The sequence below is a fragment of the Kaistella pullorum genome (assembly GCF_014837035.1).
Classification (GTDB): domain Bacteria; phylum Bacteroidota; class Bacteroidia; order Flavobacteriales; family Weeksellaceae; genus Kaistella; species Kaistella rhinocerotis.
In genome coordinates, this window is record NZ_JACSPS010000001.1 from 608,513 (window position 1) to 625,825 (window position 17,313).

The 17,313-nt window shown below is 42.7% G+C and carries 20 protein-coding genes and 3 tRNA genes; 12 read left to right on the forward strand and 11 right to left on the reverse strand.

Features of this window, described 5'->3' with window-relative positions; translation table 11 throughout:
- From H9628_RS02870 to H9628_RS02880, 3 genes are read left to right on the forward strand one after another with little or no spacing between them, the layout of a single operon-like run.
- Positions 1-732 carry a rhomboid family intramembrane serine protease gene (locus H9628_RS02870; RefSeq protein ID WP_251832608.1) on the forward strand — a complete coding sequence of 244 codons (732 nt, stop codon included), beginning with the start codon at positions 1-3 and terminating at the stop codon, positions 730-732.
- Between the two features lie 9 nt (positions 733-741).
- Positions 742-1,719 (forward strand): endonuclease/exonuclease/phosphatase family protein, encoded by a 978-nt coding sequence (locus H9628_RS02875; RefSeq protein WP_251832609.1) that lies wholly within the window; start codon positions 742-744, stop codon positions 1,717-1,719.
- A 1-nt stretch (position 1,720) separates the two neighbouring features.
- The gene (locus tag H9628_RS02880) at positions 1,721-2,062 is read left to right on the forward strand and encodes a hypothetical protein (protein WP_251832610.1); all 342 of its coding nucleotides are present in this window, start codon (positions 1,721-1,723) and stop codon (positions 2,060-2,062) included.
- A gap of 33 nt (positions 2,063-2,095) precedes the next feature.
- On the opposite strand, the gene H9628_RS02885 is transcribed toward H9628_RS02880, so the two are convergent.
- The gene (locus H9628_RS02885) at positions 2,096-2,698 is read right to left on the reverse strand and encodes an aminotransferase class IV (protein ID WP_251832611.1); all 603 of its coding nucleotides are present in this window, start codon (positions 2,696-2,698) and stop codon (positions 2,096-2,098) included.
- Complete coding sequence (locus tag H9628_RS02890; RefSeq protein WP_394368172.1) at positions 2,682-3,626, reverse strand: aminodeoxychorismate synthase component I; 945 nt, start codon at positions 3,624-3,626, stop codon at positions 2,682-2,684. The genes H9628_RS02885 and H9628_RS02890 overlap by 17 nt, the downstream gene beginning before the upstream one ends.
- Positions 3,627-3,735: 109 nt before the next feature.
- Here H9628_RS02890 and H9628_RS02895 point away from each other — a divergent pair, with 109 nt between their 5' ends.
- The 4 genes from H9628_RS02895 to H9628_RS02910 all read left to right on the forward strand — a co-directional run bounded on the left by H9628_RS02895 (position 3,736) and on the right by H9628_RS02910 (position 6,664).
- Positions 3,736-4,458 carry a DUF2189 domain-containing protein gene (locus H9628_RS02895; RefSeq protein WP_251832613.1) on the forward strand — a complete coding sequence of 241 codons (723 nt, stop codon included), beginning with the start codon at positions 3,736-3,738 and terminating at the stop codon, positions 4,456-4,458.
- Positions 4,459-4,529: 71 nt separating this feature from the next.
- Positions 4,530-5,261: a beta-carotene 15,15'-monooxygenase gene (locus H9628_RS02900; protein ID WP_251832614.1), complete on the forward strand. Its 732-nt coding sequence runs from the start codon at positions 4,530-4,532 to the stop codon at positions 5,259-5,261.
- A gap of 57 nt (positions 5,262-5,318) precedes the next feature.
- Entirely contained in the window at positions 5,319-6,401 is a 1,083-nt protein-coding gene (locus H9628_RS02905; protein WP_251832615.1) for an AI-2E family transporter, read from the forward strand.
- 11 nt (positions 6,402-6,412) lie between these two features.
- Positions 6,413-6,664, forward strand: coding sequence for a DUF3820 family protein (locus H9628_RS02910; RefSeq protein ID WP_251832914.1), 252 nt, complete (start codon positions 6,413-6,415; stop codon positions 6,662-6,664).
- A gap of 76 nt (positions 6,665-6,740) precedes the next feature.
- On the opposite strand, the gene uvrB is transcribed toward H9628_RS02910, so the two are convergent.
- On the reverse strand, positions 6,741-8,729 hold the full coding sequence (gene uvrB, locus H9628_RS02915) for an excinuclease ABC subunit UvrB (RefSeq protein ID WP_251832616.1): 1,989 nt from the start codon (positions 8,727-8,729) through the stop codon (positions 6,741-6,743).
- Positions 8,730-8,922: 193 nt separating this feature from the next.
- Between uvrB and H9628_RS02920 the strand changes: the two genes are divergently transcribed.
- On the forward strand, positions 8,923-10,155 hold the full coding sequence (locus H9628_RS02920) for a PQQ-dependent sugar dehydrogenase (RefSeq protein ID WP_251832617.1): 1,233 nt from the start codon (positions 8,923-8,925) through the stop codon (positions 10,153-10,155).
- Between the two features lie 6 nt (positions 10,156-10,161).
- On the opposite strand, the gene H9628_RS02925 is transcribed toward H9628_RS02920, so the two are convergent.
- The 8 genes from H9628_RS02925 to H9628_RS02960 form a co-directional block, all read right to left on the reverse strand.
- Positions 10,162-10,674 (reverse strand): DUF6973 domain-containing protein, encoded by a 513-nt coding sequence (locus tag H9628_RS02925; protein ID WP_251832618.1) that lies wholly within the window; start codon positions 10,672-10,674, stop codon positions 10,162-10,164.
- Between the two features lie 50 nt (positions 10,675-10,724).
- Entirely contained in the window at positions 10,725-11,573 is an 849-nt protein-coding gene (gene accD / locus H9628_RS02930; protein WP_251832619.1) for an acetyl-CoA carboxylase, carboxyltransferase subunit beta, read from the reverse strand.
- Between the two features lie 93 nt (positions 11,574-11,666).
- Positions 11,667-12,734 (reverse strand): class II fructose-bisphosphate aldolase, encoded by a 1,068-nt coding sequence (gene fbaA, locus H9628_RS02935; RefSeq protein WP_251832620.1) that lies wholly within the window; start codon positions 12,732-12,734, stop codon positions 11,667-11,669.
- Positions 12,735-12,802: 68 nt separating this feature from the next.
- Positions 12,803-13,669: an NAD kinase gene (locus tag H9628_RS02940; protein WP_251832621.1), complete on the reverse strand. Its 867-nt coding sequence runs from the start codon at positions 13,667-13,669 to the stop codon at positions 12,803-12,805.
- A gap of 4 nt (positions 13,670-13,673) precedes the next feature.
- Positions 13,674-14,327 (reverse strand): CBS domain-containing protein, encoded by a 654-nt coding sequence (locus tag H9628_RS02945; protein WP_251832622.1) that lies wholly within the window; start codon positions 14,325-14,327, stop codon positions 13,674-13,676.
- An 84-nt stretch (positions 14,328-14,411) separates the two neighbouring features.
- A complete protein-coding gene (locus H9628_RS02950; RefSeq protein ID WP_251832623.1) occupies positions 14,412-15,305 on the reverse strand; it encodes a DMT family transporter in 894 nt (297 codons plus the stop codon).
- Complete coding sequence (gene aat, locus H9628_RS02955) at positions 15,295-15,942, reverse strand: leucyl/phenylalanyl-tRNA--protein transferase (RefSeq protein ID WP_251832624.1); 648 nt, start codon at positions 15,940-15,942, stop codon at positions 15,295-15,297. The genes H9628_RS02950 and aat overlap by 11 nt, the downstream gene beginning before the upstream one ends.
- 63 nt (positions 15,943-16,005) lie before the next feature.
- Entirely contained in the window at positions 16,006-16,395 is a 390-nt protein-coding gene (locus H9628_RS02960; RefSeq protein WP_251832625.1) for a DUF3127 domain-containing protein, read from the reverse strand.
- Between the two features lie 166 nt (positions 16,396-16,561).
- On the opposite strand from H9628_RS02960, the gene H9628_RS02965 reads away from it, so the two are divergent.
- From H9628_RS02965 to H9628_RS02980, 4 genes are all read left to right on the forward strand, one after another.
- Positions 16,562-16,643: transfer RNA gene (locus tag H9628_RS02965), tRNA-Leu, on the forward strand.
- 7 nt (positions 16,644-16,650) lie between these two features.
- Positions 16,651-16,723: transfer RNA gene (locus H9628_RS02970), tRNA-Gly, on the forward strand.
- Between the two features lie 15 nt (positions 16,724-16,738).
- Positions 16,739-16,822: transfer RNA gene (locus tag H9628_RS02975), tRNA-Leu, on the forward strand.
- Between the two features lie 126 nt (positions 16,823-16,948).
- Positions 16,949-17,293 (forward strand): hypothetical protein, encoded by a 345-nt coding sequence (locus H9628_RS02980; RefSeq protein ID WP_251832626.1) that lies wholly within the window; start codon positions 16,949-16,951, stop codon positions 17,291-17,293.
- The last annotated feature ends 20 nt before the right edge of the window (positions 17,294-17,313 follow it).

A 17,313-nucleotide genomic window follows, 5' to 3' on the forward strand; every position in this document is an offset into this window, starting at 1 on the left:
ATGTTCAACACCATACCGCCGCTTACCCGCAATATCATCATACTGAATGTTGTAGTCTTTTTGCTCGTGCAGCTTTTGCAAAACGATCAGCTTACGATGAACTTGGCGGCCTTTTATCCGTTTTCGCCTTATTTCCATTCGTGGCAAGTCATTACACACATGTTTATGCACGGAAGCTTTTTTCATATTCTGTTTAATATGATGACGCTTTTCAGTTTCGGACCGGTGCTGGAGCAGGTTTTGGGCGACAAAAAATATTTGCTCCTTTATTTCCTTAGTGGTTTGGGTGCATTTATCCTCTTTAATCTCTGGAATTTCATTGAAATTGAACAAATAAAGTCTTCACTTACCGCGTTTGGCTTTGATCTGGACGGGTTTTTGTCCGGCGAAAGCGTCTCTTTTCCCGGCAACGCGGCTGCAGTGGCTGAACAGCAAGTGCTCGTAAATTCATTGCGAAACATCATCACCATCCCGATGGTGGGCGCGTCTGGCGCAATTTTCGGGGTCATCGCGGCATTCGCTACGCTTTATCCGGATGCGAAAATCGGGTTGATGTTCATTCCGGTTCCTATCAAAGTAAAGTATTTGCTTCCCATCGTCATCATTGTCTCCGTTTACCTCGGAGTGTCTGGCAACGTAGGTGGAATCGCGCATTTGGCGCACGTTGGTGGAGCGTTGGTAGGTTTTATATTGGCGAGGATCTGGCGAAAGCATTTGTACAGGTTCAATTAACCCGTGACCGTGAAAATCATCCGATCTTTACTCGTTCTTGCCCACGTTTTTGTGCTCACGCTGCTGGCCGGCGCGACACTTAATTCTGTAGTTTCCCCGCAAACTTTTCCCTGGCTCAATATTCTGTCGCTTACTTTTCCGGCGCTAATGATTGTCAATGCAATACTGATTATCATTTGGATCGTATTGCGCAAAAAGCGCGCAATCTTGTTTATTGCGCTTACGCTGTTGATGATAAATCCTATCCGGCGGTGGGTGAATTTTAGTCCTGAAAGCTTAGAGAAAGCCAACCTGAAAGTGCTGACAATGAACATAAAAGGCGGGAAATATGGGCGCGAAGAAGTATACAATTATTTAAAGGACAGCGGTGCGGATGTTATTTTCGCACAGGAATATGCCAGTGAGTTCAATGTGCCCGGATATCCACACCGGACGAATACCTATTATATTACTGCTTTGAATTCCCGAACCGAACTGATTCATCATGAAAAGATTCCGACGACACAGAATGGCGAAGCGTTTTTTGCGGATATTAAAATCAACGGAAAGATGATCCGCTTTATCAATGTATACCTGAATCCTTTCATGTTTGAAAAATCAAAGGTGAAGCCGGCGGACGACCTGAACAAGAACAAACAGAAACTCCGCTACATCGCTGCGACCCTGATTCCGACTTTCAAAGCGCATCAAAGTGAAGTTGAAATCATTAAAAACACCATCAAAAAATCGCCTTATCCGGTGATTTTGGCTGGTGACTTTAATTCCGTCCCGAATTCTTACGAATATTATCAACTGTCAGACGGACTTCAAGACGCGTTTGTGGAAGTCGGCCGCGGCACATCGACGAGTTTTCACGATTACAAAGTACCGATCCGCATTGATTATATTTTCTGTTCACCTGAAATTATTCCCGTTTCTTACCGTGTGGACCGGCGAAAAAAACTGTCTGATCATTACCCGGTGATTGCGGAATTTAAAATTGAATAATATGAAATATCTACTCTTATTCCTTTTGGTTTTAAATATTTCCTGTGGTGATAAAAAGCTCGCCGAGCAGCAAACTGAGCGCGAAATTTCGGAGGCTGCTCCGTATGACACCATTGCGGTAGACTCGTTTTCAACGGGCGCTACGTCAGTTGATATTGCTGCACAGATCCGAAGATCATCATTAAAATATCAGGATTCATTAAATAAGGCAAAGAACGAGGCTGCGCATGCCGAACAGCTTAAAAAAGCTAAGGAAGCAGAAGCCAAATCAGCAGAGAAAAAGAAGGCGGCGCAAAATGAAACTAAAACAGAGCAGAAAAACGAAGAGCAAAAACAACCTTAAATAGTGGAAATCAATGTTTTAAACGGATGTGTTTTAAGGAAGATTTTGAATTATGCTTAATGGATAGATGAACATATCATCGAAATCATTCATCGCGTTAATGATTTGAAAGTGAGAGAATTCCCGCAGATTTTGAACTGTAATTTCCGCTTCTTTTATTTTTTTAGTCTTTAAAAGATGCTGGCGCTGCACGCCATTGAGCAGGAAAGTAGAAGGCGTGTACCATGTTTTACCCTTTTTAAACAGTAAGTTCGAGAACGAAGTATCGGTGATACGATTGTTTTTTACAATGATTATCTCATCACTTTTTGCCTCGCGCCGCATGTTTTCGAGGGTTGTCCGGTCGGCGAATTTAAAAGCATAATCGTACAGATTATTTTCCACAAGACGCACAGAGTGCAGTTCCGAAATCGCGTAAGGAATTAGCTGAGTCTGTAAAACCTTTTCAAAATCGTAAACGATCCGAAGCTTGAACAGCCCTTCGCCATCATGATGAAGGTCCCTGTAAATTTTCGAAATATCTATTGGGTTTTCTTTCCCAAAATGCTCGAATGTGCGGATCACGCGCTGCTGGTGCAGGTCGGGCAGGTGAAGTTTGCGGTCTTCAACCCTGATGCTTTCAATAAATTGGGACATAAATCTTGTTTTTCATCTCTTCGTATTCATCGGCCAATTTACTTAAATGTGTGATGCCGCCACCACTTTTAAAAAACATTTTTTCGTCCTGCAGTTCGATGAAGCGGATCATCACGCAGGAATCGAGGTTTTTCCCGTCGAAATAGCCGCAAACGCCCGTGTAGAATCCTCGCTTATGGTTTTCAGCTTCGAGGATAATCTCTAAAGTTTTCTTTTTCGGCGCGCCTAAAATTGATCCTGCCGGTAAAAGCGTGCGCATGATACTGCCAACTTTTCCCCGAAATTCCGGTTTCAGTGTTCCTGAAATCTCAGAACTCATCGCATAGAGATTTTTTTTGTTGGTTTTTATAAGATCAATGCGCTGGAATTCATCTACACGAACGCCATCTGAAACCATGCTGAGGTCATTCCGAAGCAAATCGACCACGGTGTAATGTTCCGCCTGCTCTTTGGGGTCTTTTCTCAGAAGTTCAGCCCCATTTTCTACCGCTGCATCGATCGTTCCCTTCATCGGGTGCGTTTTAATCTTATTCCCGTCTGTTTCCACAAAGGTCTCAGGTGAGAAGAATACAAACTTTCCAGGGTAAAATACTTTGTATTTGACTTCTGCACGCGCAAATATCTCTTCCGCAGAAAGGTTGGTTTCAATTTCTGTGCTGCAGGTATAATTTGCGAGGTAGCTGTAGCCTTCTTTCAGGTGTTTCTGTATATGTTGAAAGCCCTTTTCATAATCTTCAAGACTTGCCAGGTTTGATTTGAATTTAAAGTTTCGCGCCAAATCAAGTCGTGGTTTGGGTGTTTTAATGTATTCAAAGTCAATCATTAAGCCTGAAAATAGCAATTCATCTTCACGAAATATTTCAATATTTTCAACCTCAAAATCAATGATATAGAAAAACGGAATCTGCTGTTGTGACAGTTGATCCATTTTATCGAATTGAGCATGTGCAGCGGGAAACATCGGCACAAAAATACTGAAAACGCGGCCAGCACGAAATTGTACTTCTGCTTTTATACTTAAAGTCCTATTTTTGCGCATGCAAAATTCTAAAAGGCCCGACAACGGCCTGTCTTACACACTTCGCACAGCATTCAGCTATTGGAACCGCACGCTCCTGTATCAGCTGATGTTCAGTTTTTGGTATTTCCTGCTTTTTTTCGTGGGCTACTGGTATCTTTTGCAGCATTTTGGTTTATGGGACCTTTTTATGGAACACAAAGAATTGGTTCAGACCGATATTGCAGCATTCAACAAAAAAGTGGAAGAGATCTCACGTTTGCCTCAGGCGCGTAATTTCGGACTTGCATTTCTGTTTCTGATGGCGCTTATCAATCCGCTGGCGGTGGGGTTGTATGCCATTTACCGTAAGATTGATCTTAAGGAAAAAATCAATTTTACAGATGTGTTCGCAGGTTATCAGGGATTTGCTTTCTTCAATTTTTTTGCGTTCCACCTTTTTTGGATTATCATTTTCACTTATGCGAACGCGCTTCTGCTACTGGGAATAGTGTGGTATTTTGTAACACTGTTCAGTATTCCGCTTATGTTTTTCATGCAAATTCGGGCTTTTGAAGGGATTTCTCTGACGTTCAAAGTTTTGAAGAAAAATTTCGCGGTTATTTTCATCTCTATGGCGGTGGCGCTCATCTTCGGACTGAGCGGGTTCCTGCTGTGCGGTTTTGGGATATTCTTCACTTTCCCGTTCATACATGCGATGATCTACACGCTTTACCGACAATATTTCAATGAAGTGAAGTAACTGTTGTTTTTTTTAAATGTGATATTCTCCTTTTTACTTTAAATTTGAGTTACATTAAAAAAACTAAACTTATGAGCACATTTCAGGAATTCAGCGAGACAAACCGATCCAAGAACTGGAGCGATATCATTTCTCACGCGTTCGATCTTTATAAGGGAATCTTTCTGTACGGTATATTGGCGATGATTATATATTTCGGCGTATCGATGGTGCTGCAGCCGGTCACCGGTTTCAGTTCACAGACACTTTCAGATGAAATAATAAGCGCCGACGGAGATTTTGGTGACATAGATGTATGGTCTGTACCCGGTTTCCGGCTTTACTACGGACTTTCGGGAATATTGAGTCTGTTGCTTGCACCGCTTTATGTAGGAATTTTATACCTCGCAAACCGCTACCATTATAACCAACCGCTGCGCGTGAATGACCTGTTCATCGGCTACCGCCAAAATTTTGTAAACATCGTGATTTACACCTTAATAAGTACGGTGATCATGGCCATTTCGTTTGCGTTATGTTTTCTTCCGGCATTTTTTGTGATGCCTTTGTTCCTGTTGGGTTATCCCATCCTGTTGTTTGAGAATGCAAGCTTCACGGATGCGATCAGCAAATCATTTAAAATCGCAAAAGACAATTACGGTACATTTTTGTTGGTATCCTTCATCGGATTCTTAATCAGCATTGCGGGTATTTTGCTCTGCGGAATTGGCGTTATAGCATCATTTCCGTTTTATATGACAGTGATGTATGCGGCGTATTGCGCATTCTGCGGCGCTCCAAGACAATTGGGCCTTAATGCCTGATGATATTGGCTTCATATTTTCATTAGGGCGAGCATTAATAAAAATTAAAGAAAACCAATGCCAAATAAAAAAGAACAGATCAGCGAGGTAAAAATCAAACAGATCTTCCTGCTCGCGGTCATCCTGATTTTGGCGGGTTTGATCTGTTATAATCTTTCTCTGTTTATTCCGTCGCTGCTCGGCGCGATCACACTATACATCATATCCCGCAAATACAATCTGTATCTGCAGGAAGAACGCGAATGGAAACCATGGCAGGCATCGGCAGTCATCATTTTTGCGACGCTCGTTATCCTTATTCTGCCGGTATATTTCATCGCAGATTTACTGCTGGAGAAACTCGGAAATGCGTCGGTATACATGCAGAAATTCAATGTTTTTGTAGATAAGATTCACGATTTCGTTTATGCCAAAACCAAAGTGGATTTGCTGAGCAAAGAAAACCTTGATAAACTGAAAGATTCTGTCGGTAAATATTCCACATCGGCGCTGAGCGGTACTTTCAATACACTTACCGTCGTGCTGTCGATGTATTTTATCCTCTATTTCATGCTCGAAAGACCGCGATTTTTCGAAAAGTTGGTAAAAAGTTCAGCCCCTTTGAAAAAATCGAATGTCAATCTTTTGGGTGATAAATTCAGGAATATGGTGATTGCAAACGCTATCGGAATACCGGTGGTTGCGCTGGGTCAGGGAATCGTAGCATTGATCGGTTATTTTATTTTCGATGCGCCAAGTCCGGTTCTTTTATTTGCACTTACCGCAGTGACGTCGATGATCCCGATTGTGGGCGGCGCAATCGTTTTTGTACCGGTCTGCATTTTCATGATCGCCGAGGGTAATTTAGGCCCGGGACTGGGTTTAGCGGCCTATTGCCTGATTGCTGTAGGACTTACTGACAATCTTTTACGCTTTACACTTTTGAAACGGCTCGAAAACATTCATCCTCTGAACACCGTTTTCGGCATCATTGCCGGGATGAATATCTTTGGGTTTATGGGTCTTATTTTCGGGCCGATAATGGTTTCCATCACTGTAATGCTGATTCAGGTTTACCGCGATGAGTTTTCGGATGAAGACAATGAACTCATTATGCCTGAACCAAAAGAAATTGAAGAAAAAATAGACCTAACTATCTGATGATGGACATGATGAATCCGCAGATCCTGGAGGAAATCTGCATCCAGAAAATGCCTTTTGGCAAGTATAAAGACGTTGTAATCGCCGATATTCCGGTGCATTACCTGGAGTGGATGCACCGCCAGGGAATGCCAAAAGGTAAGCTGGGCATGCAGCTGAGTACGATTTATGAGATTAAAGTAAACGGGTTGATGGATTTGCTTATCCCTATTCGCGGAAAGGTGAATTATGGCACTTCAAAAAATAAGGTTTATAAGTTTTAGATCTAAATTTCATTCCCGCAACAATAACCTTAATCCCAACTGATTAAGTTCCAAAGAATCAGTTCTGAATTATTGATCACGCCTTCAGCGCAGCGATTTCGTCCCTCAATTTAGCTGCTTTTATAAAATCAAGATTCCGCGCAGCCGCTTCCATTGCTTTTTGTTTTTCTGCAATCAGAACGGTGGCATCTTTGCCAAAATTGGCTTTATCTTCGGCAACCTGTTTAAGGATTTCCTTTTGCGTGTATTTAGGATCCGGAAAATCTTTGCTGCGGCCAACCAAAACTTCGGAAATTTTCTTGTTTAAAGAGGTCGGAACCAATCCGTTCTTCTCATTATACTCCATCTGTTTCTGACGTCTGTAGTTGGTTTCATCAATCGCGCGCTGCATGGAACCGGTCATTTTATCAGCGTAAAGTATGGCTTTTCCGTTCACATTTCTTGCCGCACGCCCAATCGTTTGAACTAATGAGCGGCGTGAACGCAACATTCCTTCCTTATCAGCATCCAAAATCGCAACCAGTGAAACTTCAGGTAAATCGAGACCCTCACGGAGAAGGTTGACGCCCACCAACACATCAAAAAGCCCTACACGAAGATCCTGCATAATCTGGATTCGCTCCAGCGTTTCCACATCGGAGTGAATGTATCTCGTGCGGATGCCAAACCGTGTGAAATATTTGGTCAGTTCCTCGGCCATTTTTTTGGTTAAAGTGGTCACCAAAACCCTTTCGTCCAGTTCCGTACGCTTTTGGATCTCCTCGATGAGGTCATCAATCTGATTGATCGTCGGTCTGATGTCGATAACGGGATCCAAAAGTCCGGTCGGCCGTATGATCTGTTCTACATATTCGCCGCCACTTTTTTCAAGTTCATAGTCTGCCGGCGTGGCTGAGACATAAATCACCTGATTTTGCATCGCCTCAAACTCCTCAAATTTCAGCGGACGGTTATCCATGGCGGCGGGAAGCCGGAAACCGTGTTCTACCAACACTTCTTTACGGCTGCGGTCTCCGCCGTACATTGCGTGGACCTGCGGCACCGTAACGTGACTTTCATCAATCACCATTAGGAAATCCTTCGGAAAATAATCTAACAAACAGAAAGGTCTGGTACCGGGCAATCTGCGGTCAAAATAACGCGAATAGTTTTCAATTCCGCTGCAGTAGCCGAGTTCTTTCATCATTTCGAGGTCAAGTTCGGTTCTTTCCTGCAGTCGTTTTGCTTCAAATGGTTTTTCAATCGAATTAAAAAAGTCGACCTGCTTCACCATATCGTCCTGAATCTCCCGGATGGCGCTGTGCTGGGTTTCTTTCGAGGTCACAAAAAGGTTGGCGGGATAGATATTCATTTCGTCAAACTCCGACATCACATTTCCGGTAAGCGGATTGAAACTGTGGATTTTCTCTATTTCGTCACCGAAAAACTGCACGCGCACCGCATTATCAGCATATGCCGGATACACATCGATCACGTCGCCTTTCACCCTGAAAGTACCGCGTGTAAACTCATTTAATGTCCTTGCATACAGTGCATTGACTAATTTGTGTAAAAAATCTGTCCGTGTAATCTTGCTGCTTTTCTTCAGCTCGATTAAAGATTTATTGAATTCTGTCGGGTTACCGATACCATAGATACAGGAAACCGAGGCTACGATTAGTACATCACGTCTGCCCGAAAGCAAACTCGCAGAGGCCGAAAGTCTTAGTTTCTCAACTTCTTCATTGATGGATAAATCTTTTTCAATGTAGGTATTTGTGGACGCGATAAATGCCTCGGGCTGGTAATAATCATAGTAGCTCACAAAGTACTCTACCGCATTTTCGGGGAAGAATTCTTTGAATTCCATAAAAAGCTGGGCAGCAAGCGTCTTGTTATGAGCCAAAACCAAAGTAGGTTTTTGAACTTCATTCACAACATTAGCTACAGTAAAGGTTTTACCCGAACCGGTAACGCCGAGTAATGTTTGATATTTTTCGCCGATTTCAAGACCTTTCACCAGTTTCTCAATGGCTTGTGGCTGGTCACCGGTGGGTTTGAATTCAGATTTTAATTTAAATTTCATAATATATCTCAAGAAAGAACAAATATTCTTCCAATCTGCAAAAATACAAAAATTGGTGCCGAATAACTGTACCACTTTCATTATCAGCACGAAAAAGTATAATTGCGTCTTGTTCATATTTAAAGAAATAACTTAAACTTTCCAGATGTTTCACGGAACAATTATTGCATTCCGAAGGGCAAAAAATTATATCATGATTACTTATTTATTGAAAGTATTACCTGTTTGCGGTCTCGTTTTTCTAAGTTCTTGTGGTGGTACCAACCACAATTCCTATCAGGAACCTAAAACGCAGCCAAACGGAACCCTGAGCAATCCCGAAACCGCCGCTAAAAATTCACCGGAATATCAGCCTGCATTTGAAGGTCAGACGCGCATTGCCGGCGTGAAAACCAATACACCTTACAAAGTGGAAGTAATCAATTCAAGCCTTGAAAAGCCGTGGGGTATGACCACATTGCCGGATGGCCGTTTGCTGATCACTTCAAAAACCGGTTACATGAGTATCGTTTCAGCTGACGGACAGAACGTAATGAAAGTTGAAGGTTTGCCTAAAGTGGATTCAAAAGGGCAGGGCGGACTCCTCGACGTGGCGCTGGACCCGAATTTTGCATCAAACCGAATGATCTACTGGTCCTTTTCTGAACCTGTTTCCGGTGGAAATCATACTGCTGTTGCGAAAGGAAAACTTTCAATGGACGAAAAAAATATCGAGAATGCAACCGTAATTTTCCGCGCCACACCTACTTATGATGGCGATAAACATTTTGGCAGCCGCCTCGTATTCGATCGTGACGGACATCTTTTTGTAAGTACCGGTGAACGGTCAGATATGGAAATGCGGCCGTATGCTCAGCGTCAGGATGCGTATTTAGGTAAAGTTCTTAAGATCACTACCGATGGTAAACCTGCGCCTGGTAATCCAAAAATTTCAGGCTGGAAACCGGAGATTTACGCGACGGGGATTCGTAATCCTCAAGGGTTGGCGCTCGATCATAAAGGCCAGCTTTGGGACGGGGAGATGGGGCCGAAAGGTGGCGATGAAATCAACCTGATTCAACCTGGAAAGAATTATGGTTGGGGCGATGTAACCTACGGCATAGAGTACAGCGGAAAAAAAATCAATAATGGAACCACACAGAAGGCGGGCACTGAGCAGCCAGTGTATTATTGGGATCCTTCGATTTCAATGAGTGGAATGGATTTCTACAAAGGAAACATCGATGAATGGAAGAATAATCTGATGGTGGGTTGCCTGAGCGGACAGAAAATTATCCGACTCGTCATTGAGAATAATAAAGTAGTAGGCGAAGAATGGCTAATGACTGATCAGAATGACAGGATCCGCGATGTGCACAGTGCTAAAGACGGAAACCTGTATGCTATCTCAGACAGTGGTAAACTTTACAGAATTAAGAAAAACTAAGCGCCACTATTTTTTAAGATAAACCAAATTTCCACTATAGTCACCGCCAGGATCTGAAAGGATTTTGGCGGTTTTTATTTTTACCAAAAGCTTCTCGATAAAAAAACTGCTCTCGAAAAACTGACGGTGAATGCCCGGCAAAAGTTCCATGAAAAGCTGCATTCCAATCTCATTGTTATGCAGGTCCATTTGTCTTTCCAGTGGCTCATTCGGAAATAGTTCTTCGTGCAGATCGGTAAGTTTTTTACAGAAACTCAGCGCTTTTTCAGGCGATGTGATCTTGCAGCAGTACATCATGATAAGGCAGCACCAAAGTGCATGGCGAAACGCATTCCCGACGCCATTAGTTGAACTGGTCTTTGGGAAAAACTTCTGTGCCAGTACAAAGCTCCTCAGCGTAGCGTAAGTCGCAAGTATAGTGAGTAACGGATTAGGAAGGCACAACTTGAGAATCCGCAGCAACTTGGTGAAGCTCAGGGTTTTCAGAGTATTGTAAAAAACGCGTAAAGTTTTTCTCATAAAGAAATCTCTCCTTTAGAAAAGGAGAGACTGTAAATTTTAATGGTTTGTTAGTGAACCAAAAGCCGCACGGTTTTCGATACCTTTTCTTTGATTTCTGTTCGTTTTACAATGAAATCTACGAAACCTTTTTCCTGAAGGAATTCAGATGTCTGGAAACCTTCCGGCAGATCTTTACCAATCGTTTCACGGATCACCCTCGGTCCCGCAAATCCGATCAGCGCGCCCGGCTCAGCCATGATGATGTCTGCGGTCATCGCGAAGGAAGCCGTGATTCCGCCGAAAGTTGGATCGCACAGATACGCGACGTAAAGCAAGCCTGCTTCTGAAAGTTGGGCAAGTTTTGCCTGAACTTTGGCAAGCTGCATCAGCGAGTAAGTGGCTTCCTGCATACGCGCACCACCAGATTGGCAAATGATCATGTACGGAAGTTTATTGGCAATACAGTAATCTACTGCGCGGCGAATTTTTTCGCCCATCACCGAGCCGAGAGACCCGCCGATAAATGCAAAATCCATACACGAAATCACTATTTTTTCGCCGTTCACCGTTCCTACAGCATTTCGTATAGAATCTGTGAGTTTCGTTTTGGTTTTCACCTCCTTCAGACGGTCTGTGTAAGATTTGGTGTCTTTAAAGTTCAGCATATCAACGCTCTCTACATTAGCGTCGAGCTCTGTGTACTTGTTGTCATCAAAAAGGATTGAGAAAAATTCGCGGCTTCCAATCCTTACATGGAATCCGTCTTCAGGCGAAACATAGTTGTTTGCTTTCAGTTCCTCATGCTCGATGATCTTGCCTGTCGGTGTCTGGTGCCAGAGCCCACGCGGGACATCTTTTTTGTCCTCTGTTGAAGTGGTTATGTTTTTAGCTTTTCTTTTAAACCAGTCAAATGCCATTCGTATAATTTTAGGTTTTCAGGTTCCAGATTTAAATTTAAAAACGGCAACTTTTGCAGCTTAAATTTAATTCAGAAACTTAAAAAGTATATTTTAAAGTGTATTTACGTTGTTCAGATCCTCAAAAGCCTGAACCAGTCTCGTCATGAAAGTTTCTTCGCCTTTTCTTACCCAAACCCTTGGGTCATAGAACTTTTTGTTCGGTTTATCGTCACCGTCAGGATTCCCGATCTGACTTTTGAGGTACTCGATATTTCCGGTCATGTAATCTCTGATTCCTTCGGTATAAGCAAACTGAAGATCAGTATCAATATTCATTTTAATGGCACCATAGCCAATGGCTTCACGAATTTCTTCAACAGTAGAGCCCGATCCGCCATGGAAAACAAAGTTTACCGGCTTATCTGATGTTACGAATTTTTCCTGAACATATTTCTGTGAATTATCGAGAATCTTAGGAGTAAGTTTCACATTACCAGGCTTGTACACGCCGTGAACATTACCGAAAGCTGCCGCGATGGTAAAATTCGGAGATATTGCATTCAGTCTTTCATAGGCATAAGCCACCTCGTCAGGCTGCGTATAAAGTTTAGATGAATCCACACCGGAGTTGTCTACGCCGTCTTCTTCTCCACCAGTTACACCGAGTTCGATCTCAAGCGTCATGCCCATTTTGGCCATTCTTTCGAAATATTTGCAAGAAATATCAAGGTTTTCCTCAATCGGTTCTTCAGACAAATCAAGCATGTGTGATGAATAGAGCGATTTTCCTGTTTGAGCATAGAATTCTTCGTTCGCGTCCATCAAACCGTCAATCCATGGTAAAAGTTTTTTTGCGCAGTGATCTGTATGCAAAATCACAGTTGCGCCATACGCTTCGGCTAAAGTATGGATATGTTTAGCACCCGCAACCGCACCCGCAATTGCTGCTTTCTGGCCATCGTTGCTAAGGCCTTTTCCTGCATTGTAAGCCGCGCCACCATTAGAAAACTGAATGATGACAGGTGAGTTCAGCTTCGCGGCCGTTTCCAGAACCGCGTTCACATTACTTGAACCGATTACATTTACCGCCGGAAGAGCGAAATTGTTTTGCTTCGCATATTCGAAGATTTCGGTCACTAAATCGCCTGTGGCAACACCTGCCGGGAAACGTCTGCTCATAATTTGTTTTTTTAGGAATAATTGTACTTAAAAAAGGTCTGTAAAGTTAAGAATTTTATGCTAAAGCTTTAGTTTCTCTTGTCCTTGCCCCAAAGCAGTTTTTGCCGAATGGTTTCGTAAAAACTCAGGTCTTTCGGGTGTATCAGCAAAATCTCGAATCGGGCTTTACGAAGCACGATTTCTACGTCGGTCTGCATATGAACCAGCCTCGAATCCAAAGACAGCGAGTATTGCGGAACACGGCTTTCAACCTTCAGGCGGATTTCCACATCATCATTCACGATAAGCGGACGCACATTCAGGTTGTGCGGTGCTATCGGCGTGATGACAAAAGTATTATTGTTCGGTGTAATGATGGGTCCGCCGCAACTCAGCGAGTAGGCCGTAGAACCTGTTGGTGTAGAAATAATGACACCATCGCCCCAAAAAATATTCAGAAATTCACCGTCGATATAAGAATCTACCGTGATCATCGCGGTGGTTTCCTTGCGTGAGATCGTGATGTCATTCAGTGCAAACGGAAAAAACATCGATTTCCCCGGCGAAATGATTTCGATTACTGAACGCCGGCTAACGTTTACATTGCCTTTTATGATATCATCGAGTTTAAGGAAAACTTCTTCCTTTGTAAAACTCGAAAGAAATCCGAGACGACCGGTGTTCACACCAACGACAGGTATCTCGAGATCCTGCACGAAAAGAAGTGAATTTACGATGGTTCCGTCACCACCGAAGGTAAAAAACCAGTCCACTTTCTGTTCCTGAAGATCTTCCTTCCGCGAAAAAGTTTCGAAGATCTTCGAAAATTCCATCGCACTCGCCATTTCTTCGAACAAAATAGACTGTATGCCGCGTTTTTCAAGCTCAGACACAAATCTGCTCAGGTATAGAAAGGTGTCCAGATCACTTTTTTGAGAATAGATCGCTGCCTTCATGCGCTTAAAATTGAAGATATTTCCCTAAGAAACCAAATCTGTCTTTCAGTAGGTCTTCTTTTTCATCATCATAGAATTTTTGCACAACGCTGTAGCCGTACCGCTCGAAGGTTTCATCTATCGAGCTGGTGTTTTCGGCATTGAATTTTAAAGTAATCTGAATATAATCATCACTCACCGCGCTGATGAAGCAGCCGTAAATCTTTCCGTTGTTCGATTCTACAATTCGGCAAACTTCAGACAAAGAATAGTGCCGCCCGCTCGTCTGAACGATCATCACCGCGCCATTTTCCGAGAAAAGTGGATACTTTGAAAATTCATTGAAAATATCGTCACACGATAGGTAACCCAAATATTTTTCAGTTGTATTGATGACCGGAACTACATTGGAATTAAACGTGTGAAAAAGCTTTATAGAATCAAGCAGATTGCTGTCTTCAGTGATCGCAAATTTTTCATAATGAATGGCTAATGAGGCTAAAGTGCCGTCCGGGCTTTCCTCCAGAAACGGTTGACTCAGTGCACCCTGATAGATGCCTTTTTTCTTGATGAAGACGTGTGAATAGCCAAATTCTTTTGCGACTTCATTAGCTTCCTCTATAGAATCGCCCGTGTTGAAGGCGGGGTAATCTTTGGAAATGTAGTCTGTAATAAACATTAGGCTAATTTAGGAAATATTAAAAAAAGAAAAAGCGGGTAATATTTAAAAATAATTACGCTTGGCAACCTATTTTGAGCTGTTTTACTTTTTTAATGCTGTCACGCTCGATTTTTGTCTTAAAAATATCAGTCCGGCCAGGATAATCAGCGCGCCGATGCATTGCAATAAAGTAAGTGTCTCGCCATCTATTACGCCCCAGATTATGGCGACCACGGGCATCAGCAAGGTCACGGTAGATGCGAAAAGCGGTGTGGAAATATTTAAAAGTCTGTAATTCAGCATCATCGCCAGGCCTGTGCCGAAAATGGAGAGTAAACTCACAAAGCCGAGACCTGCCCAAAGATTGACGTCATTTTTAAAATCATTAAAAAAGCCAGCGAAAACAAGTGAGACAGCTGATGGAATGATCAACACAAATGAAAATACAAATGCTGAAAGGATTTTCGCGGGAATATTGCCGAGTTTTGATTTCACTGTGGTGGTGCTGATTGCGTAGCAAAACGTGGCAAGCAATAGCAATAAAATAGGAATGAGTTTGAATTCGCCGCCCTCACCGCCCGAAAATGCCAGGATGCACGCGCCCGTAAAACTGATCATCACGCCGATGATTTGTCGTTTTGTCGTCTCAAATTTCCATACTAATGCTCCAACAACGATTACAAAGATGGGCATCATAGAATTAATGATGCCAGCGATACTACTGCTGATGGCGGTTTCGGCGATTGGGAAAAGGAACATCGGAATGAAATTTCCGGTCACTGCAGCCAGAATAAGCCATTTCAGATGTTTGCGCGGGAATTTCTTGATATTCAGAACGGCAACCGGAAGCAACAATAAGCCCGCGATCAGAACACGTAATGCGCCAACCTCGTATGGATTGAAGTGCTCCAGCGATTTTTTGATGAGTATAAATGAAGAACCCCAAATGACAGAGAGGACCACCAGTAAAATCCATTTTTCTTTTTCAGGATTCATTGTTCTGTTTTAAAATTTTTAAAAATTCGTGTTTTGAAATCATTTTTGCGCCCAGGCTCTCAAGATGGTCTGAATGTACCTGGCAATCAATAAGTTCGATATTCGGATCATTTAGTGCAAAATTCAGGAAACCGGCTTTGGAGGCGTTGCTCACTTTCGAAAACATACTTTCACCGCAAAAAACACGTCCGATCTGGATCCCATAAAATCCACCGACCAAGTCTTCATCTTGCCACACTTCAAAACTTTTCGCGTAACCGAATTTATGCAGGATACTGAATGACCTGATGAGTTCTTCGGAAATCCACGTGCCCTCCTGATCTTTACGGTAAACGCTTTGGCACTGTCGCATCACCTCTTCAAAACACTTGTTTTGTGTAAATACAAACTGCGCGGAATTTAGGATTTTCCGCATAGATTTGCTGACTTTCACTTCAGACGGAAACAGCACAAACCGCGGGTCAGGGCACCACCAAAGAATTTCTTCACCTTCATTGAACCACGGAAACAGCCCCAGCTGATACGCAAAAAGGAGCCGCTCAGGTGACAAATCGCCGCCAATTGCCATTAAGCCACTTTCAGAATCTAAAAGTTCAGGGTCCGGAAACGAAATTTCGTCGGCACTGAGGTAAATCATAGGCTCAAATTTAAAAATCCTGCTTTCTGAAAGCAGGATTTTGTTTTATCTGTCAGCCAAAAATTAGAATGGCAAATCATCATCATCTTCCGCGAAAACGTCTGTTCCCGCTGAAGGTGTGCTCTGTGAAGCGTTTTGCTGAGGTCTGGCCTGTACAGGTTCATTCTCGAAACCACCTTCTGCAAGTTTCTCCACTCTCCAACCAACGATTGAGTTGAAATATTTCACTTCATTTTGTGGAGAAGTCCACTCGCGGCCACGAATATTGATGCTTACTTTCACTTTATCGCCCTCGCTGTAGTTATTCAGAAGGTCTGCTTTGTCCTGCAAAAATTCCACGCTTATCGGCTGTGGATACTGCTCTTCAGTAAGGATGATCATTTCTCTTTTCTGAAAACCGCTCGCAAATGTCTGTACGTCAGTTATTTTCTTTATTGTTCCCTGTAGTTCCATTGTCTTATATTATTAAAATGTAAAAGTAATAAATTAAAGGAGTAAAAGAAATGGCAGGCCTGAAAAAATTAGAAATAAAAAAAATTCGAAATTTCTTTTGCACCAAATGTAAAAAGTCTATATATTTGCACTCACCAAAAAAAAAGAAAAGAAGTTCTTAATTAATGCGGATGTGGTGTAATTGGTAGCCACGCCAGACTTAGGATCTGGTGCCGTGAGGCGTGGGGGTTCGAGTCCCTTCATCCGCACTATATTGCGAAAATAGCTCAGCTGGTAGAGCACGACCTTGCCAAGGTCGGGGTCGCGGGTTCGAATCCCGTTTTTCGCTCAGATTTATCTACCTGCCTTGGTGGTGGAACTGGTAGACACGCAGGACTTAAAATCCTGTATCCGCAAGGATGTACGGGTTCAAGTCCCGTCCGAGGTACTTAAAAAAAACGCTGAAATTTTTTCCAGCGTTTTTTTTGTGCTTTATGGCGGTGTTTTTCGGCTCTTCTGAAACAAAAGGGAACACGATTGCACAATATTTGTTGTTACAGCAAAAAAATAAATTATGCAACCGAAACCAATGCTTACGCTAAGCCAGGTACTGGCCAAACTCGCCGCAAAAGACGTGACGCGCGAATTCTGTATGAATGAGGCGGGTGAAATGAAACTGATGGATAATGGCGAAACTTATCAGCCACAAGATTTAAAAATACTGCGCTCATACCGCTTTGAGGCGGACAGTAGCCCTGAAGACAATGCTGTGCTTTATGTAGCTCAGGCTACAGACGGAAATATTGGGATTATTATCGATTCTTACGGTGCGCAAAGTAATTATGAAGGTGCCGACTTTGATAATTTTATCCGTGAAATCCCTGTGGAGGAGGACGAAAGGTATAATTTTGATAACTAAAATAAAAAAAATCCGGTTTT